Below are 25004 nucleotides of genomic sequence, written 5' to 3' on the forward strand. Positions count from 1 at the left end.
CGTGGTGCTCTGCGAGCCCTCGCAAAGCTCTGCTAGCGGAAGATACGCCGCACGATCACGGCTGCCAGCACGGTAGAGAGTGCGCTCGTCCCGCCCTTGATGAGAGCTTCCAGCACGTCGTCCCGCAGCCCCCGCCGCTCGGGGATATCCACGAACCGGCTGACCACGAAGTGGCTCAGGGCGTAGGCTATGCCCGCGGCCAGCAGGGTGATCAGGCGCTGCTTCACGGCGTCGTCCATCCTTCCTCCTCTCTCTACCGGCATCCCGTTAGCCCATACCCGCCGGTTGCCGGCGGCAAACTTTCGGGGGATTCTACCGCTTCTACGTTTGAAAAGGGCTCCCTGTGGAGAAGTCTACTCTCTGAGTCTGCAGATCACGGAGGTGTGAGAGATGCCCGAGAACGGTCTTACCTTCGACCTGGGGGGCAAGGTGGCGCTCGTAACCGGGGCCGCCGGGGGCCTGGGGGCCGCCACGGCCAGAATCCTCGCCCGGCACGGAGCGCGGGTGGTCGCCGGAGACATAGACGAGGCCGGAGCCGGGAAGGTCGCGGAGGAGATCGGGGGCCGCGCCCTGCACCTGGACGTTACCGACCCCGGCTCCGTAGAGCAAGCCGTCGAGAGCATCCTCACCGGCGAGGGGCGCCTGGACATCCTGATAAACAACGCCGGGATAGACTACATCCGCCCGGCGACCGAGCTGACGCTCGAGGAGTGGGACCGGGTCCACCACACCAACCTCAGGGGCCCCTGGCTGCTCTCCCGGGCCGTCTTCCCGCACATGGCCGGGCGCGGCTCCGGGCAGATCGTGAACGTAGCCTCCACCGCTGCCAAGAAGGGCTGGAGCAACGCCACCGCTTACTCCTCCTCGAAGCACGGGTTGATGGGCCTGACCCAAGCCCTGCATGCCGAAGGCCGGGAGCGCGGCGTCCGGGTGATGGCGCTCGTCGCCGGCGGCATGCGGACCAACTTCTTCCGGACCCTGGACCCGCCCCCGCCCAAGGAGACCCTTCAGCCGCCGGAGAACGTCGCCGCGGCGATTCTGTTCATGGTCTGCCAGCCGGAAGAATCGGTAATTCAGGAGCTCGTCGTGACCCCGATGACCGAGACCTCTTACCCGTAGGAGTCCGCAGTTCGGGCAGATCTAAGCTGCTACCCGGAAACGGTCGAGCTGCTCTTCATCCACCTCTATCCCCAGGCCGGGACCGTCCGGGACTGCAACGGTGCTGTCGGGGCGCACGGCGAAAGGCCGTGTTAGCAGCCCCTCACGAATTGCGTTCTCGGAACGGTCGAACTCGAGTAGGGCGTGGCGCGGCAGGGTGGCGAGCACATGGAGGGATGCGGCCAGAGCAATAGGAGTGCCCCATACATGTGGAATACATGGTACGTTCAGCGCATGAGCCAGGTCGGCTATACGCTTGACCTCTGTGATGCCCCCTGCAGAACACACGTCGGGTTGAGCAATGGAGACAGCCTGACGCCGGAAGACCTCGTGGAAGCGGGAGAGCAGTGCCCAACTCTCCCCTGCCGCCACCGGAATATCCAGCTTCTCCGAAAGGCGGACATAGTTGTCCAGATCATCCGGAGGAAGAGGTTCCTCAAACCAGGACACCCCGAGCTCTTCCGCAGCCCGACCAACTTTAATCGCCTCCGGAAGGCTGTAGGCGCAGTTCGCATCTATCATGAGCGAGGCGCGAGACCCCACTTCCTCATGCAGAGCCCGCATAAGAGCTATGTCCGCCTCGGGTCCCCAGCCCAGAAGCTTCAACCCGATCTTGAGCTTCAGCGTCTTGAATCCCTCACTCAAGTGTTCCTTGGCCTCTTGGAGTACCGCAGAGATCTGGTCCTCCAAGCGATCTACCCGCCGGAAGTAGTGCCCCGTGGCGTATGCAGGCACGGAGTCCCGGAAGGCTCCGCCCAGCAGCTTGTGAACGGGCTGCCCGATCAGCTTGCCCTTCAAGTCCCACAGAGCTATATCCACACCGGAGAGGGCGCTGTAAGGCGCAAACGAGTGGTAGGCCCAGCGCAGCTTGAAGTGAATCTGCTCCCACAAACGGGCCGTGTCGGTCGGGTCTTGCCCGATGAGCAGGGGGGCTATAATTTCACCTACGACTCTATCATTGCCGGCTATGGGTCCCCAGCACTCGCCGTAGCCGGCTATGCCGTCCGAAGATGTGACGCGCACGATCAGGTACTGGCGGGAGGTAGTCCAGCCCTGTCCGTTGCCGAAGGGCTCCTTCAGGGTGTGCTTGACAGGGATAGTCTCCACGCTAGCTATCTTCAATCTCGCTCCCCTCTCGAACTAAGTTTCTCACCGATCAAGGTCTTGCGCCGGCTTGTTCGTTGAGTGCGCCCAGGACCGCGTCGGTTACTTCGGCAGTGCTCGAGGCGCCCCCGAGATCCGGCGTGCGGATACTCGTCTCCCCGAGCACTCGCTCTATCGCGCTCACAACGCCGGCAGCGGCCTCCGGATGGCCGAGGTGCTCCAGCATCATGGCCCCGGACCAGATCTGGCCTATGGGGTTGGCTATACCCCGCCCGGCTATGTCCGGCGCGGAGCCGTGTACCGGCTCGAACATCGAGGGGTACTCCCTCTCGGGGTTGAGGTTGGCCGAGGGCGCTATCCCGATGCTGCCCGCTACGGCCGCTCCCAGATCGCTCAAGATGTCTCCGAACAGATTTGATGCCACGACTACATCGAGGCTCTGCGGCTTGAGCACGAAGAGCGCGCTCAGCGCATCGATGTGGTACTGCCCGGTCTCTACCTCGGGGAAGTCGGCGGAGACCTGCGCGAAGATCTCGTCCCAGAAGGGCATGGTGTGGATTATCCCGTTGGACTTGGTGGCGGAGGCCAAGACGCCGTTGCGCTCTTGCGCGAGCTCGAAGGCGTAGCGGATGACGCGCTCCGTACCCCGGCGGGTGAACGTGGACTGCTGCACGGCGAGCTCGTGCTCGGTCTGCCGGTAGAGGCGTCCTCCTATCTCAGAGTACTCGCCTTCGTTGTTCTCCCGCACGATTACGAAGTCCAGTTCCCCAGCCGAAGCCTTGCGCAGCGGGCTCTCTATCCCGTCAAAGAGCCTGACCGGACGCAGGTTTATGTACTGCTGGAAGGTGCGGCGGATGGGGATCAGAAGCCCCCACAGAGAAACGTGGTCTGGCACACCGGGATAACCTACCGCTCCCAGGAATATGGCTTCGTGCTGCCGGAGCTGCTCAAGGCCGTCCTCGGGCATCATACGGCCGGTATTGAGGTAGTACTCGCACCCCCATTCAAAGAGGCTCCACTCAAGCTCGAAGCTCCAAATCTCACCGCAGCGATCCAGCACTCGCTGAGCCTCCGGGGTCACCTCGCGCCCTATGCCATCACCAGGAACGACAGCTATCCTGTGCGCCATATCTCTCCTTTCTAGAACGGGGCCTGGGGAAGAGGAATCAGAAGCACCCGGGTGAAGATCAGGTAGATTCCGACCACGAACAATGTAGAGATCGCAGCGTCGACCAACACCACCCTGATCCTTACCGGGCGCTCCCTGAGAAAGAGGGCGGTGATAAGGAAGAATACCAGACCGCTTATGACGAAACCTGCCACACCGAGGGAGAAAACCCACACGGCGAGGATCGCGATAGCAGCCAGCAGACCGGAGGCGGCGATACCCGCGAAGGGGCGCTCGCGAGCCGGCTCACGAATCCCCCTGATGATCATCACTATCCCCAGTAAGGTAAGTACCGTGAGCACGGCGTCGGGGAACAAACCTCCCAGAGGGCTGAAGTTGCGCTGCAACCCGAATGACAAGGCAATGACCAGCGTAACGATTCCGGCAACGAGACTGAGCTTCACCCTTCCTCCTGCATCTCTCGGGCCCGCTGATCCCGGCGGCTGACCCACAGGGGCCACAGAGCCGCCAGAATGGTCATGGCTATGATGACCAAGCTGATGGGTCTGGTGAAGAAGCTCGTCCAGGGAGTCTCAAGTCCGGAGGCCGCCAGAAGCCCCTGCACCAGGCCCGTCTCGATGATCGGGCCGAGGACGAGCCCGAGTACTATAGTAGCCGGGTGTATGCCCAGCTCCCTGAGAACGTAGCCGGCTATCCCCAGGAGCAGCATCAGGCCCACGTCGGCCACGTTGTTGCGCACGGCGTAAGAGCCGACGATGGTAAGCAGCACGATCGCCGGGGCAAGATAACGGGTTGGCATGCTCACCACGGCCCGCTGCAGGGCCCGCCCCGCAATAAGCCCGACCGGGATCATGACGATCGCCGCTATGGCTATGGAGACCATGAAGGTGAACACGAGCGGCCCCTGGGCTACGAACAGGTCGGGTCCGGGACGCAGGCCGTGCAAGAGCAGCACACCATAGATAACGGCATCTGGAGGAGCGCCCGGTATGCCCAGCGTGAGCAGCGGTATCAATCCCGCTCCCACCACAGCGTTATTGGCCGTCTCGGGCGCGACCACCCCGTCCACCTCTCCCTTGCCGAACCGCTCGGATCGCTTGGAGGTCCGCTTGGCCTCGTTGTACGCAATGAGGTTGGCGATGTTCCCGCCGGCCCCGGGCAGGGCTCCCACGACCGTCCCGATCACCGAGGAACGGATGAGGTTCATGGGACGCGAGAGCACATCGCGCACGGTAGACCACACCACCCCGGCACCTCCCCTGCCACCCCCATCCATCATCTCGGCGTGGCGGGCACCCGGGTTGGCGATCATATCGATGATCACAGGAACCGTGAACAGCCCTATGAGCGCCACGATCAGGGGCACACCGCCCTGCAGGTAGGTAAAACCGAAGGTGAAGCGCACATCCCCACCCACCGGCGCCACTCCTACGGAGGAGAGCAGCAGCCCCAAGAATCCCCCTATGAGCCCCAGCACCAGGGATCTCGCGGCCAGGCTGGCGATCATGGTCAACCCGAAGATGCCGATCCAGAAGTACTCTTGCGGGCCGAAGTTCAGCACGAAGTTCGCCAGAAGCGGTGCGAAGAAGATGAGGCCCGCCACGCCTGCGAGACCTCCAATCACCGAGGCTATGGTCACCCCGACTATAGCTTCTTCGCTGCGTCCCTGGCGGGTCATCGGGTAGCCGTCGAACGCCGTGGCGATGGAGGACGGCGTGCCGGGAGCGTTCACCAGGATGGAGGTGAACGCCCCGCCGTACACCGCTCCCATGTAGAAAGCTCCCATCAGAACCAGCCCGCTCACGGGATCCATCGTGAACGTGATCGGCAAGAGCAGCGCCAGGCCAACCGTGACGCTCAACCCCGGCATGGCCCCGAGGGCCATGCCCCCGATCACGCCCAGGATGATGAGGATGAAGAGCCCCGGCGAGAGGTTCTGGATTACCGCGTCGACTAACAGCTCTAGCATGACACCCCGCCCGCCTGCCCCTGGTCGCCGCTACCCGGTCTCGAGTTCCTCGAGGTCTTCCAGCAGCCGCTCGTAGACCTCTCTACGCTCCTGGGTGAGCTCCCGGGCCTCTTCCGGTCCCAGGTTCTCAAGCGTGAAGCCGAGCTCCTCCATCTGCTCGATGACCTGCGGGTCGTTGTTCACCTCGCGGAAGGCCTCGGCGAGCGTCTGGATGATCTCCTCGGGCGTTTCGGGCGGCACCGCGACCCCCCTGAAGGCTCCCTCCACCAGGTCGTAGCCCTCTTCCTGGAACGTTGGCGCGTCGGGCAGCTGGGAGACCCGCTCCTCGGCCGCAACGGCCAGAACCCGCACGCCCTGCTCCTCCATGTCCAGGGCAGCCGTCGTGTAGGTCATCAGACCGTCTACCTGACCGCCCAGAAGCGCGGGCACTGCAGATCCCGTTCCGGTAAAGGGCACATAGGTGAACTCCACGCCAGCGAGCTCGTTGAGCAGCAGGGTTCCAATGTGATTGGCCGTGTACTCGCCGCTACCCCCGAGCGTGATAGATCCCGGATTCTCCTCGGCCGCCCGGATCAAGTCCTCCAGAGACTGGTACGGGCTGTCCTCCGGTACGACCAGAGCGTTGGGCGTGCTCTGGAAGATGTAAACCTGGTTTATCTGGTCCGTCTCGTATCCCGCGTCGTCACGGACCATCGGCTGCAGGATTATATGCGGCAGGTTGTGCCCCATGATCGTGTAGCCGTCGGGCTCGGTCCTGGTCAACTCGGACCATCCGAGCGCCCCGCCACCGCCCGGCTGATGCGAGACAACAACAGAGACACCCAGGGCCTCCTCCAGCGGGCCCTGCTGTATCCGGGCCGTGATGTCCGACTCCCCGCCCGGATCGAACGGAATCACGTAGCTTATCGACCGGTTCGGATAGGAGTCCCCTCCCTCCTGCGCGGCACAACCCATAAGCACACCAAGAGCCAGACCGAACGCAACTACCCCCAGTAGAGCCCTGATCTCCCGCAAGCTCCCTAACTTGAGGTTCACAAAGATCCTCCTCCTTGCGTCTTGAAGGCTACCATTACTCCTCGCTTTCCACTAAGCGCCTCTATAATAGCACAGGTTGTACTGGTAGTACCAGTACAACCTGATGTTAAATTTGTGACCGCGAGGTAAGCCTTTGGGTAGTAGTATGAGATTGCAGGATACTCAGAGGAGCTAACATTCTGGAAGGTTGGAGTTCGGAAGTGAGAGACGGGGTTGGCAATGTATCCCGGTAGTGCACCGAGGTACCGCACCGTGGTTGAGCGGATAGTCGAGGAGCTGGCGAACGAGATCCGGATGGGCGTGCTAAAGCCGGGGGATAAGCTCCCGTCGGAGCGAAAGCTCTGTGGGCGTTTCGGGGCCAGCCGCAACTCGGTGCGAGAGGCATTGCGAATCCTAAGCTCACGGCGGATGATCCAGATTCAAATGGGGCGAGGATCGTTCGTAACGGACTTCTCAGCTCCTGAAACAAACTCCCTGCTCCCATTCTGGGAGCAGCACCACGAGGTTCCCTTCCTCTCCCTGCTGGAGGTCCGTCTGTTTATCGAGCCGCAGGCTGCAGCGCTGGCGGCAAGCCGGATTGACAAAGCCAGCCTGGCACAGCTAGAGAGGACTTTGCGGCAGCTTGAGGAAAATATCGACAAAGACAGTCTCGGCGGACGAATCTTCGCAGATATAGCCTTTCACGACTGCCTCATCCGGGCCGCAGACAATCCTCTACTGGTGTCGATATACCGCGGTATTGAGCCGATGCTCTTCGAGATCCGCCGGATGGGACTGTGGTCGAAGGAACGCTCGGCGAAGGTTTTAAAGGCGCACGGCGAGATCTACCACGCCGTTGCAACCGGTGACTCTCCGGCAGCCGGGAGAGCCATGTGGGACCATATTCTTGAGTTTGCCAAAGATATGGAAGTAAGTTTTGACTCTAGAATGCTGGGGCTATTACCACACTCTTCTATAGAGAAAGCAGAACAATAGGTTCTGAGCACCAACCCAATATAGTCAACACCACCTTTTACAGGTGTCAGCATAGGACTTCGGATCCTTCCACGCTCATCTGATTACACGGCAGCCGCCTTACGGATAGAAGATGCTGGAGCCCGGCCCCAGCGGCAGTTCGAGCAGGACCCAGGCGATAAGCTGCAGGGTCCAGACGACGGTGAAGACGAGGGTATACGGCAGCATCATGGCGACCAGCGTTCCGACGCCGGCTCTTCTGTCATAGCGCTGGGCGAAGGCGATGATGATCGCGAAATAGGTCATCAGCGGCGTGATGATATTGGTGGTGGAGTCGGCGATCCGGTAGGCCATCTGCGTCAGCTCGGGCGAGTAGCCCAGCTGCATCATGATGGGCACGAAAATGGGCGCCATCATGGCCCATTTGGCCGAGGCGCTGCCGATGAACAGGTTGATGAACCCGCTCACCACGATGAAGGCCAGAAGCAGCGGCAGCCCGGTAAACTGGATGCTTTCGAGAAAGTTGGCCGCGTACACCCCGATAACCAGCCCCATATTGGTCTCGTTGAAGTAGGCCACGAACTGACCGGCGGTGAAGGCCAGCACGATGAACATCCCCATGGCCGCCCATGGTATCGGACAGCTGGCCGGCCACGTCTTTATCGCTGCGGATGGCCCCGGTCGCGATGCCGTAGACCAGCCCCGGGATGAAGAAGGCTATGGCGATCAGGATCGCCAGCGAGGCCATGAAGGGGGAATCGACGATGGGGCTCTCCCCCTCGCCGCGCATGGGGCCCCATTCAGGCACCACCAGGAGCGCCATGACGATGATCGTGACGACGAAGGAGAGGCCCGCCCAGACCAGCCCCCGCTTCTCCTCCGGACGCAGCCGGCGCATCTCCTCGGCCTCCCGGTTATCCGGCTCATCGCCGGCGCCGTTATCCGGCCGGTACCGGCCCAGACGGGGCTCCACGATCTTCTCCGTAACCCAGGTTCCGGCGATGGTCAGGATGAAGGTGGAGACGACGATGAAGTAATAGTTCATGGCGTAGTTCATCGTCTCAGCGTAATCCGGATCGATGGTGGCGGCCGCCTCGATGGTCAGCGCGCCAAGCAGCGGATCGGTAGCCGAGAGCAAGAGGTTGGCACTGAAACCGGCGGAGACCCCGGCGAACGCGGCGGCCAGACCGGCCAGGGGATGGCGCCCCAGCGCCAGAAAGAGCAGGGCGCCGAGGGGAGGCAGCACCACATAGCCGGCGTCGGAAGCCACGCTGGACATGATCCCGGCGAAGACCAGGGTGGCGGTGATCAACCGGTCCGGAACGGAGGTGACGAACCCCCGCAGTGCGGCGCTGATCAGCCCGGAGCGCTCGGCCAGCCCGATCCCCAGCATCGTCGCCAGAACGACGCCGAGGGGAGCGAAGCCGATGAAGTTCTCCACGGCGCTCTCGAATATGTAGGTGATGCCGCCGGCACTCAGCAGGTTCCGCACCGCGACCGTCTCCCCCGGCTCGCCGGGATGCTCCACGGAGACGCCGAAGGCCGCCAGCACCCGGAGAGGAGTATGGTGAGGAGCGCCAGGATGGCGAACAGGGTGACGGGATGCGGCAGTTTGTTGCCGAGCCACTCGATCCCGTCCAGAAAGCGCGTGAAGATGCCGCTCTTCTTTCTTCCCTCACTCATCTCCGCCCCCTCCGCGCGCAAAAATATTATGTCTGAACCTCAGAAACCCGATAAAACCCGCCCTCTACGGGTTGTGAGAACTTATATATTTCACTTCGCTAAGCCTTTTTATTCTATCTGGAGCCTGAAAACGGGACAAGGCGTCCCGCGGCCGCATGAACGACCGCTACCGGGAGCGCTCCGGTCAGGCGCGGAGCAGGACCTGAAAGGCGACCATCGCGAGCGCCGCCAGCACCACAACGACCGCGAGCCACTGCCTCGGAGCGTCCTCCAGAGCATCCGGCACTATCTCCGAGAAGACCATCCACATCATCGCGCCGGCCGCGAAACCCAGTCCCGCCGGCAGCAGGGGAGCGAAGGACTCCACGAAGAGGAAGGCCGGGACCGCCATGAGCGGCTGGGGCAGGCTGGAGAAGACGCTCCAAAGCGCGGCGAACCAGACGCCGGTCCCGCGCGGGACCAGGACGAGGCTTATGGCGAGCCCCTCAGGGATGTTGTGCACCGCTATGGCGAACGTTATGAACGCGCCGAGAGCCTCCCCGCCGCCGAAGGAGACGCCGACCCCCACGCCCTCGGTGAACGAGTGCAGCGTCATGACCCCCACGATGAGCAGGGCCTTGCGGGAATCCACCTCGTCCAGGGCGCCGAACTTCAGGTGCTCGTAGTGCCGCAGGACGCGCCGGGTGGCGATCACGAAGAGGAGCCCCGCCAGAGCCCCGGCGAGGGTGCGCGGGAGCCCGTAGACGATCCCCTCGTACAGAAGCCCGAAGCTGGCCGCGAGCATGAGGCCCGCAGCCAGGGCGTTGGAGGTGCCGAGCCAGGAGCGCGGGGGCTTGGGTCTGACCAGGAACGGCAGCGCGCCGAGCCCCGTGGCCAGCGCCGTAAGCAAGGCCAGCAGGAAGACTACGAGCGCGCCGGTCTGCTCCACACCGTCTCCACCGTCTCAGGGGCCGGGCATCTCTCCGCCGCTACTCATTCTGCGGGGGCGGGCAGATCAGGACCGGACCGCGGGCGGCTCTAAGCAGCCTGGTCGAGGTGCTCCCGAGCCTGAGGCGCTTCATGGGGCCCAGGCCCCGGCTGCCCAGCGCGACGAGCGTCCGCTCGTCCGCGCGCTGCAGGATCTCCCCGGCCGCATCCCCCACGCCGAGAGCCAGCTTGGGACGCCGGCCGCACACCCGCTCCAGCTCTGCGGCCCGCTCCCCTAATGCGCGCTCCTCCCGCCGGAGCTCGTCCTCCATCCAGCGCTCGTACATCTGCCGGCCTTCGACGTTGATCTCCAGCGCCCGGGGGAATACCCGGACTAGCTGCAGCTGCGTCCTGTACGTTCTGGCCAGCGCCGCCCCGAGCTCTCCCGCCCGCCGGGCGGGCTCGGAGCCGTCGTCGCCGACCACGACGCGCCCGGGCGGCCACGCCTCACCCCGCACCACCAGCACCGGCAGATGGGCGCTGTGCACGACCCCCTCGGAGACGCTACCTATGAGCAGGCTCCTGATCCGCCCGAAGCCCCGACTCCCCATCACCACGAGATCCGCCCCGACCTCCTCGGCTGTGTCCAGTATCTCGTCCACCGGCGAGCCCATCCTGAGATAAGAGGCCGCAACCTCGCCCCCCGCCCCCTCAATCTCCTCCACCTGCTCCGTCAGGAGCCGCCCGGCCCTCTCCTCCCAGCTCCGCAGATCCACCACGACCGGGTGGGGCACGAACTGCCAGGCGTGCACCACATAAAGCCCGGCCCCGGTCCTCTTCGCCAGATCCGCCGCCACGCCGCCAGCCCGCGCAGCCCCTTCCGAACCGTCGGTGGCGAACAGGATCTTCTCCAGTGTCCCGTTCATCATTAGCCCCCTTCCAGGCCGGAGAGAACCTCCAGCGTCCAGGTGCGGATCACCTCTTCGAAACCGCGCCTCTCCCCCCGCTCGACCCGGCACTCGCCCCTGCGATCGGCCAGAGTGGAGAGCGGGATCGGGCTTCTGGCCAGTATTCTGGCGCACTCGCCTATCTCCAGCTGCGCCACATATTCGGCGAGCTGGTGCTCGCCCCGGAAGGTATCATGAGCCCGTCTGAGATGGTCCCACACATACGCCTCCTCGCTCACCGGGTACCCGACCTCCTCCTGGCTTGCCGCTTCTCTACCGGGGAGTGTACCCGCGCTACCGCCGGACGGCCTGAGCAGCGTTGGCCATTCGAGTGGTCAGGATTGATCATGCGCCGCCCGCGTAGGAGATTACGCGCGCCATGCCGGTCTCCATGTGGTAGGCGTTGTGGCAGTGGAAGAACCACTCGCCGGGGTTGTCCGCCACGAAGTCGAAGGCGAGCTCGCCCATGTGCGCCTCCACGAGCGCGGTATCCTTGAAGGGGCCGCACCCCGTACCGTTGCGCAGCTGGAAGAAGTGACCGTGCAGGTGCATGGGGTGCGCCATCATGCTGTGGTTTCGCATCTGTACGCGCACCCACTCGCCCTCGCGCACCGGGAGCGGCTCGGCCTCGGGATAGCGCTGGCCGTCTATCTGCCAGACGTACCGGCCCATGCCGCCGGAGAGGGTCAGCTCAAAGGTGCGGTCGGGCCCGGAGAAGAGCCCGCCGTCGGGAAAGGATCTCTCCCGGGCGTCGCGCAGGTCGGCGTAGGAGAGGAGCCGGCCCTGGAGTTCCGGAGGCTGCACATCCGCCGGCGGCGCAGACTCCTCCGCGCTCTCCCGGTAGCGCAGGACGGCACGGGCCTGCCCGCGCTTGCCCTCCGGCACCGCGGCCAGCTGCCAGACGCCGGGGTTGTCCGCATCAAGGAGCACGTCGTAGCGCTCGCCCATCCCGATCCTGAGAACATCCGCCTCTACCGGCCCGATCGCCTGGCCGTCGGCGTGGGTGACGGTCATGCGGTGTCCGGCCGGGGCGAAGCGGAAGACGGTCTCTGCGGAGGGGTTCATCAGCCGGAGGCGCACCCGCTCTCCGCGCCGGACGGTGAGGGATGCCGGATCTTCGGGAGCGCGGCCGTTTATGAGGTAGTTGGGGTACTCTATCCCTCTCGCTCTCATCATGCCGCCCATCATCCCTCTCCCGGAGCCCCGCAGTTCTCCGAGAGCGTCCTCGGGCGTGCCGGGGAGGCCGTCGAGCCAGTCATCCAGCATGAGGATGTATTCCCGGTCGTAGGAGAGCTCCTCCCGTGCCGGCTCCACGACCAGGGGGCCATAGAGCCCCCTATCCAGTTGGAGACCCACGTGCGAGTGATAGATGTAGGAGCCAATGGCGGGAGCAGCGAACTCGTAGACGAACTCCCCGCCGGGAGGTATCGGGGACTGCGTTACGTGCGGTACTCCGTCCACCTCGTTGGGGACCGGCAGGCCGTGCCAGTGGACGGTCGTGCCAGCCGGCAGGCGGTTTCTGACCCTCACGCGCAGGGTGTCGCCCTCTTTTACCCGGATCTCCGGTCCCGGCACACCGCCGTTGTAACCCCAGGTGGAAAGCTCGCGCCCCGCGATCTCGAAGTTCGTCGGGGCCGCTTCAAGGGTGTATTCCAACACCCTGCCGGTCGGTGCGGGCCTGGAGAGCGCGGGGAGATCTCCCCGCCCTCCAGACAACAACCCGCAGCCGCTCAAGACGAGCGCTCCCGCCCCAAACCCCGCGAGGCGGAGGAACTCCCGGCGGGTGGGCCTGCCCCCGACACACCCACCGGTCGCGCGGGCGCCCCCCGTCACCGGGCTCTCGCCTCCCGATCCGCCTCCTCGCGCAGAGCCTCACGCGCCCGCTCGTACTCCTCCCGCTCCATCTCCCCGCGGGCGAAACGCTCGCGCAGGATCTCCTCAGCGGAATCCCGGCGCCCGGCAGCGCTGCGACCACCGGGGAAGATCCTGGCCACAGCCCACGCGATGAGCACCAACAGACCGCCCCAGAACAGAAGCGGCACGAGCATCCATCCCGCACCGAACCCGCCTCCGCCCATCATGCCGCCGGGACCGCCGAAGCCGCCCATCATGCCGCCGGTCCCACCGAACAGAGCGAAAACCAGCAGCACGGCCAGCGCCCCGCCGATAACCCCGAGCGCAACTTTGGCAGCGTCACTCATAATCTAGCCTCCTCTTTCTCTCCTCTTGCCATCTCTAACGTATCCCCCGGCGGCCCTTCCGCCCTGAGCAAACAGACCTATCTCTGTGATCAGGGTTGATCATAACGCCCCCGCCCTCAGGCCAGCCTCCTGCGCTCAAGCTCGCGCTCGATGGCGGGCCGGTCGAAACCGACGATCCACCTCTGCCCTATCTTTATGACCGGCACGCCCGTCTGACCGGTCCTGCGAACGATGTCGCGCGCCGCCTCCGCATCCTTCTCGACGTTTACCTCCCTGAACGGGATGCGGTTCTCCTTGAAGTACCGCTTCGCACGCCGGCACCAGGGGCAGCTGGAGGTGCTGAACAGGATGACCTTGTACATATATCTCCCCCTACTGCATGTTGGCTTTCAACGACTCGGCGAGCTGGTAGACGGGTTCGAGCTTCTCGGGGTTTACCCGATCCATGTACTCGACGAACTCCTCCTCGCTCCCGAAGTTCATCTTCGGGTTGTTCTTCTTCTCCTCGCCCAGGGTAGAGCAGGACCGGCCCCGGTAGTCGTGGCCGGGGTAGACCAGAAGCTCGTCCGGCAGGCTCCTGAAGACGTAGTGGAGCGTGTGGTACTGTTGGGTGGCGTTGCCGTTGAGGAGGTCCGTGCGGCCGCAGGAGCCGATCAGGAGCGCGTCGGCGGTGAGTATCCGCCCCGGCAGCACCACGCAGACCAGGTCCTTGGCGTGCCCCGGCGTGTAGAGGAACTTGATGGGCAGCTCCCCGAGGTAGAGCCGGTCGCCGTCCACGACCCGTATATCCACCGCCTGAGAGGGAGCCTTCTCGTGCATCACGACCTTTCCGACGCTCTTCTTCTTGAGCTCCTTCGCCCCGGAGACGTGGTCGGCGTGGGTGTGGGTGTCAATGATGTAGGCGAGCCTGAGCCCGCGCTCGAAGAGGAAGTCCAGCATGGGCTCGACCATCTCTATCTCCGGGTCCACCACCGCGGCGAGCCTCGCCGCAGGGTCCGCCACCACGTAGCCCAGACACCCCCGCGGCACCCGGAACTGCTCGAAGAGGTAGTCGTACCCCGCTCCCGCCCGGATCGGGGCCGCCCCATTCTCTTCCTTCGCCCTTGCGCGCTCTTCTGCCACGGCGCCCTCCTCCTCACTCCTCGACGGCTGCCAGCGACCGCTCGACGCGCGAGCGCGCCTCCCGCATCAGCGGTTCGAGATCCGGACTGGCGGCCAGTTCGCCCATAGCCCCGGGGTCGAGGGCGGCTACGACGCTGCCTCCCTCGGCCTCGTAGACCACCACGTTGCACGGCAACAGCAACCCTACGTCCTCCTCGGCGTCGAGCGCCTCAGACGCGAGGTGGGGGTTGCAGGCTCCGAGTATCTTGTAGAAGGGCCGCTCGACGCCGAGCTTCTCCTTCAGCGTCGCCGCGACGTCTATCTCCGTGAGGACGCTGAACCCCTCCCCGGCCAGCGACTCCCGGACTCTGGCCTCGGCCTCCTCGGCGCTAAGGCGACTCCTGACCTTGATGCCGTATCTGCTCTTTTCCACGACATCCTCCTTCCTACGCGAGCTTCATGAACATGCGCTCGAACTCCTCCAGTGTGTAGCCGGACTCCCGGGCAGCCGCCTCGTCGCGGAGGCAGAACTCAAGCTGGCTGGCGAGCAGCTTGAAGCCCACCCGGTCGAGCGCCTTGGAGGCGGCCGTGAGCTGCTGCATCACCTCCCGGCATTCCCGGCCCTCCTCGATCATGCGGATGATCCCCGCGAGCTGGCCCTGCACCTTTCTGAGCCGCACGAGGGCCTCGTCCACCACGTTCTCGTCCTCGAACTTCATTTACCACCTCTCTCGCTGCGTTCCACTGCACACAGAGTTACACCACCAGACTCACCCCCGACCGGACGGCGGTGTAGAAGGCCCCGGCCAAGACCAGCCCGTCCCCGCCCGCCTAAAGAGAGCCCGATGAGGAACCCGAACGGCGAAGCGGCAGCCACCCTCACCGAACGCGCCCCTCCCGCCCGCCGCAAAGCGCCTCCAGCGGATCCACGTCTTCTCGTACCTTCCTCAATCTCTCCTTCGCCAATACTCTACCCTGTATAGTATCACGAGACCGTGAAGAAGAGGGATCGTGCCCGGGCTCTCCGGTCCGGAGGAGATCCGGCGGCGAATTTCGGGCGAGCGCAAGATATAGTAGTCTGGTTACAGCGAAATACAGGATATAATTAGGGCAGGGCCGGAGCCTGCCCATGTCTTTCTCCCCCCTCCAGACAACAGGCTCCGGCCTCTGCTTCCGTCCCCTCCAGACGGCAGGCTCTCTCTAGACGCTGTAGTTTAGAACAAGTTCTTCTCCAATTCATCTCTTCGCGGCGCGAGATTCTTAAAAGATAGCTCATTTTGGGGATGTGGTGTGTCCCCTGGCTCTGCTAGCGTAAGAGCACAGGGACGCTCTTTAGGGGCAAGCGAGGCAAGGAGGTGTGGCAGCATGGAAGCGCCGGCAAAGATCCAGAGCAGGCACCTGCTCTCTCCCGACGAGACCCGTTCGTTCGAGAAGGGCAGGATGGACGTGGTGCATCTCGGGGACGTCACCGTGGGCCGGGCCGTCTTCGAGCCGGGGTGGCGGTGGTCGGAGCACGTAAGGCCGATCGCGGGCACCGACAGCTGTCAGGTCTCGCACGTCGGGTACGTGATCTCCGGCCGGATGAAGATCGTTATGGACGACGGCTCGGAGGCCGAAGCCGGTCCTGACGACGCCGTGGTTATCCCTCCGGGGCACGACGCCTGGGTCATAGGAGACGAGCCCTGCGTTATTCTGGACTTCGCGGGGGCCGAGCACTACGCGAAGGGTTGAGCCGCTCGCTACCGGCCTCTCTTCCGGGTTGGGTGGAACTCCCACTCGCCCAGCCTGCCGCCGGAGAACCCCCCGGCGAGGTTGAGCAGGAAGAGGGCCAGGAGGGTGAGCAGCAGTCCCCGGGCAAACTCGTCCGTCACGGCCGGCACCTCGATCCCACCGACCAGGATGGCTCCGGCGGTGGCTATGATGATCGCCGGGATCAGCACGACGGAGAACACGAGCGCGGCGGTCCCGAGCAGAGCCACCATCGCTCCGTTGAGACCGCCCGCGACGCCGGACTTCCTGCCGGCGACGTAGCCGCCCACGAAGTGGGCCAGGAAGCCGGAGATCAGGGAGATCGTTATCAGGGCGGTCGTGTCGTACTCCGGCGGGGTCCCGACGAACAACCACCGGTGGGCGATCCAGAAAGCCGCGTTAACCACGATCCCGGTCAGGATGGCGACGATCCAGCCGGAGACCACCGCCTTCCAGCGTATGTTCCCTCTCAGCTCCTCTAGCACGGGCACGCCTCCTCACTCGACATTGCGGCTCCTCTCGGGTCTGGGGACCTGCTGGCCCTTGCGGCGGGCGCGCTCGCGGGCGCGGGCGGCCTGCGGGTTGGAGGAGCGGTACTGGATGTAGCCGCGGCGCAGGTAGCCGAGCGGGATGCTGAAGACGTGCACCAGGCTGCTGAAGGGCCACAGCGCGAAGAGCACGAAGGCCAGAAGCACGTGCACCTGGAACATCAGGGGCACCTCCAGCATCAGCTCCGCCTGCGGGGCGAAGTAGAAGAGGCTGCGGAACCAGGGCGCGATGTTCTCCCGGTACTCGAACTCCGCCGGCAGGTCGTACTGGGCGGCGTAGATGCGGTAGCCGACGGTCGCGAACAGCCCCGAGAGGATGACGACCAGCAGGAGCCCGTCGGTGATGAACCGCATCGTCTCGGTGTTGGTCCGCACGCGGGAGATGAACCAGCGCCGCATGTTCAAAAGCAGGATGCCGGCCAGGGCGATCACGCCGAAGAACGTCCCCGCCCACAGCGCCAGCAGGTGGTAGGCGTGGTCCGAGACGCCCATTGCCCGGTAGACCTCTATCGGGACGAGCAGCCCCATCACGTGCCCGATAAAGACGAAGAGGATGCCCCAGTGGAAGAGCAGCACGCCCCACATCAGCATCCGCCGCTCGAACATCTGCGAGGACTTGGGCGTCCAGCCGTACTGGTCGTAGACGTAGCGGTAGATGTGCCCGAGGACGAAGATCACGAGCGAGAGGTAGGGGAAGATCACCCACAAGAACTGGTCCCACAGGTTCATCTTCTACCTCCTCCGAACGCGACAAACTGCTTGCCCGGCGGTTCCGAGCCGTACGGCTCGAGCCCGACCGTCTCCTGCGGCGGGCCCTGCACGATGAGCCGCCGCATCTCCTCCTCGGCCGCCGCGTCGAGCTTCGGCAGGAAGCTCGCGAGGGCCTCTACCAGCAGGGCGTAGGGGCTGCGGTCGTGGCGCAGCGAGCGCCGGATAACCTCCACGGTCCCCCGGTAGCCGGCGAGCAGCTCCAGCCCGGCCTCCGGCTCCTCGGCGGTGAACTCCAGCACGAGCGGCAGGTAGTCCGGCAGCTCGGTGGTGTCCAGGCGGTAGCCGGCCCGCTCGTAGACGGACTTGACCTCCAGCAGCGCCTCGCCGCGGCTGCGCATGTCGCCGTGGCGGTAGTAGGTGAGGTAGAGGCTGCCGCGCCGGTTGAAGTCGAAGGTGGCGGTGTAGCGCTGCTGCAGGGCGTAGTCGCTCTCGCGGTACCAGTACGCGAGGAAGTGGAGGATGGCCTGTTTGGTGGGAGACTCCGGCAGCTCGTGGGCGGCGTCCAGGATCTCCTCCCGCGCGGCCAGCACCTCGTCCTCCGGGTAGCGCAGGAGCAGGGAGAGGAGGCGGAAGACGATCACGCCCCACCCCCTTGCGGTCGGCCCTTGAGGTGGAACGACTCGAAGTCGGCCTTGCTCTTGAAGAACTGCACGTTGGGCGCGGGGACCGAACCCAGCTCTCCGGCGCGTTGCTCCAGCTTCTCTTTCATGGCGTAGAACGCCTCGTTGCGCCGACTGCCGTTCGGCTCGGCCGGGGCGCAGGAGCCGGGACCGCCGGCGAAGTCCAGGCCGCAGGACCCCTGCTGCCCCTCCAGCTCGGCGGCGAGCTCCTTGTGGGCGAGCGGGATAACGTAGCGCTCCTCGTACTTGGCTATCGCGAGCAGCCGGTACATGTCCTCCACCGCCCGCGGCGACATGCCGACCGAGTCGGCGATCTCGTCCGCTCCCGCGCCCGAGAGGTTCTTCTCGCGCATGTAGCCGCGCATCGCGGCCAGGCGCTTGAGGACGTTCCGGATCACCTCCTCGTCCCCCGCCGAGAGGAGGTTGGCCAGGTACTGCACCGGGATGCGCAGCTCGTCTATGGCCGGGAAGACGTCGTCCGGGTCGGCTTCGGAGCCCTCGCCCTCGACGAAACCCATCACGGGCGAGAGCGGCGGCACGTACCAGACCATCGGGAGGGTGCGGTACTCGGGGTGGAGGGGAAGGGCGACGCCCCACTCTATGGCGAGCGGGTAGATCGGGGAGCGCTGGGCGGCCTCGATCCAGTCGTCCGGCACGCCGTCGTAGCGGGCCTGCTCTACTACCTCCGGGTCGCTCGGGTCCAGGAAGACCGAGCGCTGGGCATCCAGGAGGTCCTTCTCGTCCGGGGTGGAGGCGGCCTCCTGCACCCGGTCGGCGTCGTAGAGGATGAGGCCGATGTAGCGCAGCCTCCCCACGCAGGTCTCCGAGCAGATCGTCGGCTGGCCGGACTCTATCCTGGGGTAACAGAGGGTGCACTTCTCGGCCTTGCCGGTCTCCCAGTTGAAGTAGACCTTCTTGTACGGGCAGCCCGAGACGCAGTAGCGCCAGCCGCGGCACTGCTCCTGGTCCACGAGCACGATGCCGTCCTCCTCGCGCTTGTACATCGCGCCCGAGGGACAGGAGGCCACACATGAGGGGTTCAGGCAGTGCTCGCAGATGCGCGGCAGGTACATCATGAAGACCTTCTCGTACTCGAAGCGCACCGACTCCTCCAGCTCGCCCCGGATGTTCGGGTCGAACCGGGCGGTGGTGGTGCCGCCGGCGAGGTCGTCGTCCCAGTTCGGGCCCCACGCGAGGTCCAGCGGGTCGCCGGAGATCTGGGATATAGGCCGGGCGACGGGCTGGTCGTCGGAGGGACCGGCCTTGGTGAGCGTCTCGTAGTCGTAGGTCCAGGGCTCGTAGTAGTCCTCTATCTCCGGCAGGTCCGGGTTGAAGAAGATGTTCAGCAGCTTGCGCAGCTTCCCGCCGGCCTTGAGCTTGAGGCGGCCCTTGCGGTCGAGCGTCCAGCCGCCCTTCCAGCGCTCCTGGTCCTCGTAGAGCTTCGGGTAGCCGACGCCGGGCTTGGTCTCGACGTTGTTCCACCACTGGTACTCGGTGCCCTGGCGGTTGGTCCAGACGTTCTTGCAGGTGACCGAGCAGGTGTGGCACCCGATGCACTTGTCCAGGTTCATCACCATCGCTATTTGCGCCTTGACCTGCATCAGTAGACCACCTCGCTTTCGCGCTTGCGGATCACGGTAAGCTCGTCGCGCTGAGCCCCCGTGGGGCCGTAGTAGTTGAAGAAGTACGAGAGCTGGGCGTAGCCCCCGATCATGTGCGTCGGCTTGACGAAGATCTTGGTCAGAGAGTTCTCCGTGCCGCCCCGCCTGCCGGTAAGCTCGGTCTTGGGCACGTTGAGGTGCCTATCCTGGGAGTGGTACATGATCGTGGTCCCCTCCGGGATGCGGTGGGAGACGACGGCCCTCGCGGAGACCACCCCGTTCCTGTTGAAGGCCTCGATCCAGTCGTTGTCCTTGACCCCTATTTTTTCGGCGTCCTTCTCGCTCATCCACATCGTCGGCCCGCCCCGGAAGAGGGTGAGCATCCGCAAATTGTCCTGGAACTCGGAGTGGATGGACCACTTGGAGTGCGGCGTGAGGTACTTGAGGACGACCTCCGCCCGGCCCTCCTCGCCGCTCCTTATGTCGCCGGTGTGCTTCGCCATGCGCATCGGCGGGCGGTAGGCGGGAAGGCCCTCACCGTACTCCAGCATCCACTCGTGGTCCAGATAGAACTGCTGCCTACCCGTGAGCGTGCGCCACGGGACCGAGCGGTCCACGTTTATGGTGAACGGCGAGTAGCGGCGCGTGCGGCTCTCCGTGCCCGACCACTCGGGCGAGACGATGACCTTGCGCGGCTGGGTGGTGATGTCGGCGAAGGTTATGAGTTCCTCGCCCCTTTCTTCGGAGAGGTCGGCGAGCTTCACGCCGGTGCGCTTCTCCAGCTGCCGGAAGCCCTCGACCGAGAGCCGGCCGTTCGTCGTCCCGGAGAGGGCCAGTATCGCCTCGCAGACCTGATCCGCCCTCCTCAGCTCCGGCCTCCCGTCACCCACGCCCCCGCGCACCACGCCGTTGCGCCCTTTCAGGTACTCGACCTCCTCGCGCGGCTTCCACACGTTCCCCTTGGCCTGGATGCCTGACTGCTCGACCGCGGGGCCGAGAGCCTGCATCTTCTCGGCCACGGCCCCGTAGTCGCGCTCGATGACCACCAGCCTGGGCATCGTCTTGCCGGGCACCGGCTCGCACTCGCCCTTCTTCCAGTCGAGCACCTTGCCCGAGGGCTGCGCGAGGTCGTCGGGGGTGTCGTGCATCAGGGGAGCGGCGACGATGTCCCTCCTCACCCCGAGATGCTCCTTCGCCAGCCGCGAGAAGACTTCTGCGACGTAGTTAAAGATGTCCCAGTCGCTCTTCGCCTCCCACGGCGGCGTTATCGCCGGGTTGAACGGGTGCACAAAGGGGTGCAGGTCCGTCGAGGAGATGTCGTGCTTCTCATACCATGTCGCCGCCGGGAGCACGATGTCCGAGTAGAGTGAGGAGCCGTTCTTGCGGAAGTCTATGGTGGTGAGGAGGTCGAGCTTGCCCTCCGGGGCCTCGCGCCACTCTACCTCCTCGGGGCGCATCGCCTCGGGCGACTCCCCGGCCCTGACGGCGGCGTCCGAGACGCCGAGCAGGTGCTTGAGGAAGAACTCGTGGCCTTTGGAGGAGGAGCCGAGGAGGTTCGAGCGCCACAGGGTGAGGACGCGCGGGAAGTTCTCCGGGGCGTCCGGGTCCTCGGCGGCGAAGCGCAGCCGGCCCTCCTTCAGCTCGCGCACGACGTACTCCTGCGGGCTGATCCCCTCGGCCTCAGCCTCGTCCGTGAGGTCCAGCGGGTTGCGGTTGAAGCTCGGGAAGGAGGGGAGCCAGCCCAGGCGGGCGGAGAGCGCCAGGCAGTCTGCGAGGTGCCTGCCCGAGAGAAGGCCCTTCCCGAGGGGAGTGGCGAACTCGTCGGCCTTGAAGGTGTCGTAGCGCCACTGGCTTGAGGCCAGGTACCAGAGCGCGGTGCCGGCCATGTGGCGGGTCGGGCGGGCCCAGTCGAAGGCGAAGGCTATGGTGGACCAGCCGGTGATGGGCCGGACCTTCTCCTGGCCGACGTAGTGGGCCCAGCCGCCGCCGTTTACGCCCTGGCAGCCGCATAGCAGCACGAGGGCGAGCATGGCGCGGTAGATCTGGTCGGAGTGGTACCAGTGGTTGGTGCCCGCGCCCATGAGGATCATGGACCGCCCCTCGCTCCGCTCGGCGTTGCGCGCGAACTCGCGCGCTATGCGCCTCACACGCCCGGCGTCCGTGCCGGTGATCTCCTGCTGCCAGGCCGGGGTGTAGGGCTCGGGGTCGTCGTAGCCGGCGGGCCACTCTCCCGGCAGTCCCTCGCGGTAGACGCCGTACTGCGCCAGCAGGAGGTCGTAGACGGTGGTGACGAGGTGACCGCCGATTCTCTTTGCAGGTACGCCCCGGCGCATCACCGTCCCGCCCTCGCTGCCCTCGCCGGTGTCGAAGCGCGGCAGGTCTACCTCTACGAGCTCGTCGTGGCGGCCCAGGAGGGAGAGCGCCGGGTCGGCGTCGCCGAGCTCCAGGTTCCACCGGCCCGCTCCCTCCTCGCCGTACTTGAAGCCCATCGAGCCGTTCGGCACGACCGGCTCTTCCGTCTTCGCGTCCACCAGCACCGTCTTCCACTCGGCGTTCTCGCTCGCCTCTCCGAGGTCGGCGGCGTGCAGGAAGCGGTCGGTAGCGTAGGCGTCCTCACGCTCGCGCAGGGTCACCAACATCGGGAGGTCGGTGTACTTCCTGACGTACTCCTGGAAGTATGGGACCTGCCGGTCCACGAAGAACTCCTTGAGGATCACGTGCCCCATCGCCATCGCCAGAGCGCCGTCGGTTCCGGGCTGCACGGGGAGCCAGTGGTCGGCGAACTTGGTGTGGTCGGAGTAGTCCGGGCTTATGACGACGGTCTTCTGCCCCCTGTAGCGGGCCTCGGTCATGAAGTGAGCGTCGGGAGCGCGGGTGATGGGGACGTTCGAGCCCCACATCATCAGGTAGGTCGCGTTCCACCAGTCGGCGGACTCGGGCACGTCGGTCTGGTCGCCCCAGATCTGGGGCGAAGAGGGCGGCAGGTCGGCGTACCAGTCGTAGAAGCTCGGGATGACACCCCCGATGAGGGACATGAAGCGCGAGCCCCCGGCGTAGGAGGCCATGCTCATGGCCGGGATCGGGGAGAAGCCGATGATCCTGTCCGGCCCGTACTTCTTCGTGGTGTAGACGTGGGCGGCGGCCAGGATCTCCGCGACCTCCGGCCACGAGGCGCGTACGAGCCCGCCCTTGCCCCGCGCGGCCTTGTACCGCTTCGCCTTCTCCGGGTCCTCGACGACCTGCGCCCAGGCCTCCACCGCATCTCCGGTCCGTTCCTTCGCCTCGCGGTACATCTCCAGCAGGACGCCGCGGACGTAGGGGTACTTTATGCGGATCGGGGAGTAGGTATACCAGGAGAAAGACGCTCCCCGCGGGCATCCCCTCGGCTCGTACTCGGGAGCGTCGGGGCCGTTGGAGGGATAGTCGGTCTGCTGCGACTCCCAGGTGATGATGCCGTTCTTGACGTAGACCTTCCAGGAGCAGGAACCGGTGCAGTTCACCCCGTGCGTGGAACGCACGACCTTATCGTGCTGCCACCGCTCGCGGTAGGCTCGCTCCCAGTCCCGGTCGCGCGCGTTGAGTTCCGAGTGCCCACCCGAGCGGGGCTCCCCGCGGCGCAGGTACTGCATCCCGCGCAGCAGGGGGTTGGTCGCCTCCGGCATACGTATCAGGCTCCTTTCTCTAGCCGCTTGCGAAGGTAGAACATGTTGGCTGCGAAGCATCCGGCGGCGAAGAGGGCTAGCAGGACGAAGCCGAAGCCGTAGCTTTCGGTCGCGTCCCGCACCACCCCGAGCACGAGCGGCGGGAAGAAGCCTCCCAGACCGCCCGCCGCCCCGACCACCCCGGTGACGGCTCCCGTCTTGCCCGGGTACATCTGGGCCACCAGCTTGAAGACCGCCCCGTTGCCGAGCCCCAGCAGCAGGGCTATCGAGAGGGCGGCGAAGGTGAAGAGGACCATGCCAGGGATGAAGGCGAGGATTACCGCCAGCAGAGGCAAGAGCGCGAAGATGACGCCCAGCGCCGGGACGCCGCCCACACGGTCCGCGAGCCAGCCGCCGACGGGCCGGGCGAAGGTGGCGAGCACGATGAACCCGGCGGCCCGCCGCCCGGCGTCGGCCGGGTCCAGGGCGAAGACGTCAACGAGCAGGGTGGGGAGGTAGATCCCGAACGCCACGAACCCGCCGAAGGTGAGGAAGTAGAAGAGGGAGAGCACCCACGGCCCGGCCTCCTCGCGGAAGAGCGCCACGCCCTCCGCGAGCGACGGTCGCGGCCCGGCGACCGGCGCGTCCCGCCCGGCGAACCAGAAGGCCGCCGCCATCGCACCGAGCGGGACGAGAAAGAGCCAGAACGCCCACTGCCAGCCCAATGCCGCCGCTATGACCGGGGCCGTGTAGGCCGCTATCGCCTGGCCGATGTTGCCCATGCCGTAGATGCCCAGAGCGAGCCCCTGCTTCTCCGGCGGGTACCACTTGGAGACGTAGGGTACGCCCACGGCGAACGAGCTGCCCGCCACCCCGAGCAGGAAGCCCCAGAACAGCAGCCCGCTGAACGAGCCGCCGAAGAGCCCGATCATGAACACCGGCAACAACAGGAAGAGCATCAGGACCGTGAAGACCGCCCGCCCCCCGAAGCGGTCCGTGAGCAGCCCGATCGGGATGCGAAAGAGCGAGCCCAGCAGCACCGGCGTCGCTACGACGATGCTTATCTGGGTACTTGTAAGACCGTACTGCTCCTGGAACTGCGGGGCCAGCGGCGCGATAAGCCCCCACACCGAGAAGCATAAAGCGAAGGCCGCTGTGGCCAGGACGAGAGCCCGCGCGGACTCCCTGCCCGAAACGCTAACCGCGCTCAAACCGGGACCTCCTTCTGCGGCGGGACATCATGCCTACACCGTAGGCGTCACCGCGACCCCCGGCATGATCAATCTTGCCCAAAGTGCGGGGCAGGATTGATCAATCCGGATCAAGCATTCACCGCCAGCACCATCACGGCCAGACTCACGCCCAGCGTCACCCACGAGACCCGCAGCGAGACCCTCTGCAGCCCGCGCCGCCGCCCGGCGAACTCCCGGGCGGCGGCCTCGCCCGAAGCCGCCGCCTCCGAGCGGGCCAGCTCCGCCAGCCGCCGCCCGAAGTACGCCCCATGCAGCGCCACCAGCCCGAAGAGCGCCAGGATCAGGGCGTACTCCACATACAGCACCCCACCAAAACCGCCGAACACCCCGTCCAGAACAGCAAAGATGAGGAGCAAGACCAGGTTCGCGCTCCCCATCTTCGCGTACTGCCTGCCGATGCCAGACCGTACCACGACCCGCTCGGGCTCGCTCCACTTCATCGCCGCCAGCGCCGGAGAGACGACGAACATCGTGAAAACCACCCCTCCCAGCCAGACCCCGGCCAGCAATACATGCAGCGTGTGGATCACCGAACCCAACATCAGCGCCCCTCACAACTAACTATTATATTATAAGTCATAGAATATGCTCTGTGACGGGCGCAGTCAAGGGCTCTTTGCAGGTCTTGCCTGGC

25 protein-coding genes and 1 pseudogene are annotated in these 25004 nt (G+C 65.4%); 3 read left to right on the top strand and 23 right to left on the bottom strand.

What is annotated here, in order from left to right; all coding sequences use genetic code 11:
* Positions 1–32: 32 nt before the first annotated feature.
* Positions 33–239, bottom strand: coding sequence for a hypothetical protein (locus E0L93_RS08990; RefSeq protein ID WP_132691077.1), 207 nt, complete (start codon positions 237–239; stop codon positions 33–35).
* A gap of 151 nt (positions 240–390) precedes the next feature.
* Between E0L93_RS08990 and E0L93_RS08995 the strand changes: the two genes are divergently transcribed.
* Complete coding sequence (locus E0L93_RS08995; RefSeq protein WP_132691079.1) at positions 391–1119, top strand: SDR family oxidoreductase; 729 nt, start codon at positions 391–393, stop codon at positions 1117–1119.
* Positions 1120–1140: 21 nt separating this feature from the next.
* On the opposite strand, the gene E0L93_RS09000 is transcribed toward E0L93_RS08995, so the two are convergent.
* The 5 genes from E0L93_RS09000 to E0L93_RS09020 are packed head-to-tail and all read right to left on the bottom strand — an operon-like array spanning position 1141 to position 6395.
* Positions 1141–2280 carry a mandelate racemase/muconate lactonizing enzyme family protein gene (locus E0L93_RS09000; protein ID WP_132691081.1) on the bottom strand — a complete coding sequence of 380 codons (1140 nt, stop codon included), beginning with the start codon at positions 2278–2280 and terminating at the stop codon, positions 1141–1143.
* Between the two features lie 34 nt (positions 2281–2314).
* Positions 2315–3391, bottom strand: coding sequence for a tartrate dehydrogenase (locus tag E0L93_RS09005; RefSeq protein ID WP_132691083.1), 1077 nt, complete (start codon positions 3389–3391; stop codon positions 2315–2317).
* Between the two features lie 11 nt (positions 3392–3402).
* Positions 3403–3834, bottom strand: a complete 432-nt coding sequence (locus tag E0L93_RS09010; protein WP_165874270.1) for a tripartite tricarboxylate transporter TctB family protein — start codon at positions 3832–3834, stop codon at positions 3403–3405.
* Positions 3831–5360 carry a tripartite tricarboxylate transporter permease gene (locus tag E0L93_RS09015; RefSeq protein ID WP_132691087.1) on the bottom strand — a complete coding sequence of 510 codons (1530 nt, stop codon included), beginning with the start codon at positions 5358–5360 and terminating at the stop codon, positions 3831–3833. Before E0L93_RS09015 ends, E0L93_RS09010 begins: the two co-directional genes overlap by 4 nt.
* 30 nt (positions 5361–5390) lie before the next feature.
* Positions 5391–6395, bottom strand: coding sequence for a tripartite tricarboxylate transporter substrate binding protein (locus E0L93_RS09020; protein WP_207890391.1), 1005 nt, complete (start codon positions 6393–6395; stop codon positions 5391–5393).
* Between the two features lie 252 nt (positions 6396–6647).
* Between E0L93_RS09020 and E0L93_RS09025 the strand changes: the two genes are divergently transcribed.
* A complete protein-coding gene (locus E0L93_RS09025; protein WP_165874271.1) occupies positions 6648–7370 on the top strand; it encodes a FadR/GntR family transcriptional regulator in 723 nt (240 codons plus the stop codon).
* A gap of 99 nt (positions 7371–7469) precedes the next feature.
* On the opposite strand, the pseudogene E0L93_RS16585 reads toward E0L93_RS09025, so the two are convergent.
* The 10 genes and pseudogenes from E0L93_RS16585 to E0L93_RS09075 all read right to left on the bottom strand — a co-directional run bounded on the left by E0L93_RS16585 (position 7470) and on the right by E0L93_RS09075 (position 14906).
* Positions 7470–9032 (bottom strand): annotated as a pseudogene (locus E0L93_RS16585) (AbgT family transporter).
* Positions 9033–9216: 184 nt separating this feature from the next.
* Positions 9217–9960 (bottom strand): ZIP family metal transporter, encoded by a 744-nt coding sequence (locus tag E0L93_RS09035; protein ID WP_132691091.1) that lies wholly within the window; start codon positions 9958–9960, stop codon positions 9217–9219.
* Positions 9961–10000: 40 nt separating this feature from the next.
* Entirely contained in the window at positions 10001–10867 is an 867-nt protein-coding gene (locus E0L93_RS09040; RefSeq protein WP_132691093.1) for a universal stress protein, read from the bottom strand.
* Entirely contained in the window at positions 10867–11124 is a 258-nt protein-coding gene (locus tag E0L93_RS09045; RefSeq protein WP_132691095.1) for a hypothetical protein, read from the bottom strand. Before E0L93_RS09045 ends, E0L93_RS09040 begins: the two co-directional genes overlap by 1 nt.
* Positions 11125–11230: 106 nt before the next feature.
* Positions 11231–12718 carry a multicopper oxidase family protein gene (locus tag E0L93_RS09050; RefSeq protein ID WP_132691097.1) on the bottom strand — a complete coding sequence of 496 codons (1488 nt, stop codon included), beginning with the start codon at positions 12716–12718 and terminating at the stop codon, positions 11231–11233.
* Positions 12715–13086 (bottom strand): SHOCT domain-containing protein, encoded by a 372-nt coding sequence (locus tag E0L93_RS09055; RefSeq protein ID WP_132691099.1) that lies wholly within the window; start codon positions 13084–13086, stop codon positions 12715–12717. Before E0L93_RS09055 ends, E0L93_RS09050 begins: the two co-directional genes overlap by 4 nt.
* A 116-nt stretch (positions 13087–13202) precedes the next feature.
* Positions 13203–13448 carry a glutaredoxin family protein gene (locus E0L93_RS09060; RefSeq protein ID WP_132691101.1) on the bottom strand — a complete coding sequence of 82 codons (246 nt, stop codon included), beginning with the start codon at positions 13446–13448 and terminating at the stop codon, positions 13203–13205.
* A 10-nt stretch (positions 13449–13458) separates the two neighbouring features.
* Positions 13459–14208 carry an MBL fold metallo-hydrolase gene (locus tag E0L93_RS09065; protein WP_132691103.1) on the bottom strand — a complete coding sequence of 250 codons (750 nt, stop codon included), beginning with the start codon at positions 14206–14208 and terminating at the stop codon, positions 13459–13461.
* 13 nt (positions 14209–14221) lie between these two features.
* Positions 14222–14620, bottom strand: a complete 399-nt coding sequence (locus E0L93_RS09070; protein ID WP_207890394.1) for a DUF302 domain-containing protein — start codon at positions 14618–14620, stop codon at positions 14222–14224.
* Between the two features lie 13 nt (positions 14621–14633).
* On the bottom strand, positions 14634–14906 hold the full coding sequence (locus tag E0L93_RS09075) for a metal-sensitive transcriptional regulator (RefSeq protein ID WP_132691105.1): 273 nt from the start codon (positions 14904–14906) through the stop codon (positions 14634–14636).
* A gap of 646 nt (positions 14907–15552) precedes the next feature.
* Between E0L93_RS09075 and E0L93_RS09080 the strand changes: the two genes are divergently transcribed.
* Positions 15553–15918 (top strand): cupin domain-containing protein, encoded by a 366-nt coding sequence (locus E0L93_RS09080; RefSeq protein ID WP_132691107.1) that lies wholly within the window; start codon positions 15553–15555, stop codon positions 15916–15918.
* Positions 15919–15926: 8 nt separating this feature from the next.
* Here E0L93_RS09080 and E0L93_RS09085 read toward each other — a convergent pair whose 3' ends face one another.
* From E0L93_RS09085 to E0L93_RS09115, 7 genes are all read right to left on the bottom strand, one after another.
* On the bottom strand, positions 15927–16421 hold the full coding sequence (locus E0L93_RS09085) for a hypothetical protein (protein WP_132691109.1): 495 nt from the start codon (positions 16419–16421) through the stop codon (positions 15927–15929).
* Positions 16422–16433: 12 nt separating this feature from the next.
* The gene (gene narI, locus E0L93_RS09090) at positions 16434–17213 is read right to left on the bottom strand and encodes a respiratory nitrate reductase subunit gamma (protein ID WP_207890395.1); all 780 of its coding nucleotides are present in this window, start codon (positions 17211–17213) and stop codon (positions 16434–16436) included.
* Entirely contained in the window at positions 17210–17836 is a 627-nt protein-coding gene (gene narJ, locus E0L93_RS09095; RefSeq protein ID WP_132691111.1) for a nitrate reductase molybdenum cofactor assembly chaperone, read from the bottom strand. Before narJ ends, narI begins: the two co-directional genes overlap by 4 nt.
* Entirely contained in the window at positions 17833–19476 is a 1644-nt protein-coding gene (gene narH / locus E0L93_RS09100; protein WP_132691113.1) for a nitrate reductase subunit beta, read from the bottom strand. The genes narJ and narH overlap by 4 nt, the downstream gene beginning before the upstream one ends.
* Complete coding sequence (locus E0L93_RS09105; protein WP_132691115.1) at positions 19476–23138, bottom strand: nitrate reductase subunit alpha; 3663 nt, start codon at positions 23136–23138, stop codon at positions 19476–19478. The genes narH and E0L93_RS09105 overlap by 1 nt, the downstream gene beginning before the upstream one ends.
* 5 nt (positions 23139–23143) lie before the next feature.
* Complete coding sequence (locus E0L93_RS09110) at positions 23144–24328, bottom strand: nitrate/nitrite transporter (RefSeq protein ID WP_132691117.1); 1185 nt, start codon at positions 24326–24328, stop codon at positions 23144–23146.
* Between the two features lie 110 nt (positions 24329–24438).
* Complete coding sequence (locus tag E0L93_RS09115; protein WP_132691119.1) at positions 24439–24912, bottom strand: DUF4149 domain-containing protein; 474 nt, start codon at positions 24910–24912, stop codon at positions 24439–24441.
* Positions 24913–25004: the final 92 nt, after the last annotated feature.

Source organism: Rubrobacter taiwanensis (assembly GCF_004337705.1).
GTDB classification, from domain to species: Bacteria; Actinomycetota; Rubrobacteria; order Rubrobacterales; family Rubrobacteraceae; genus Rubrobacter_C; species Rubrobacter_C taiwanensis.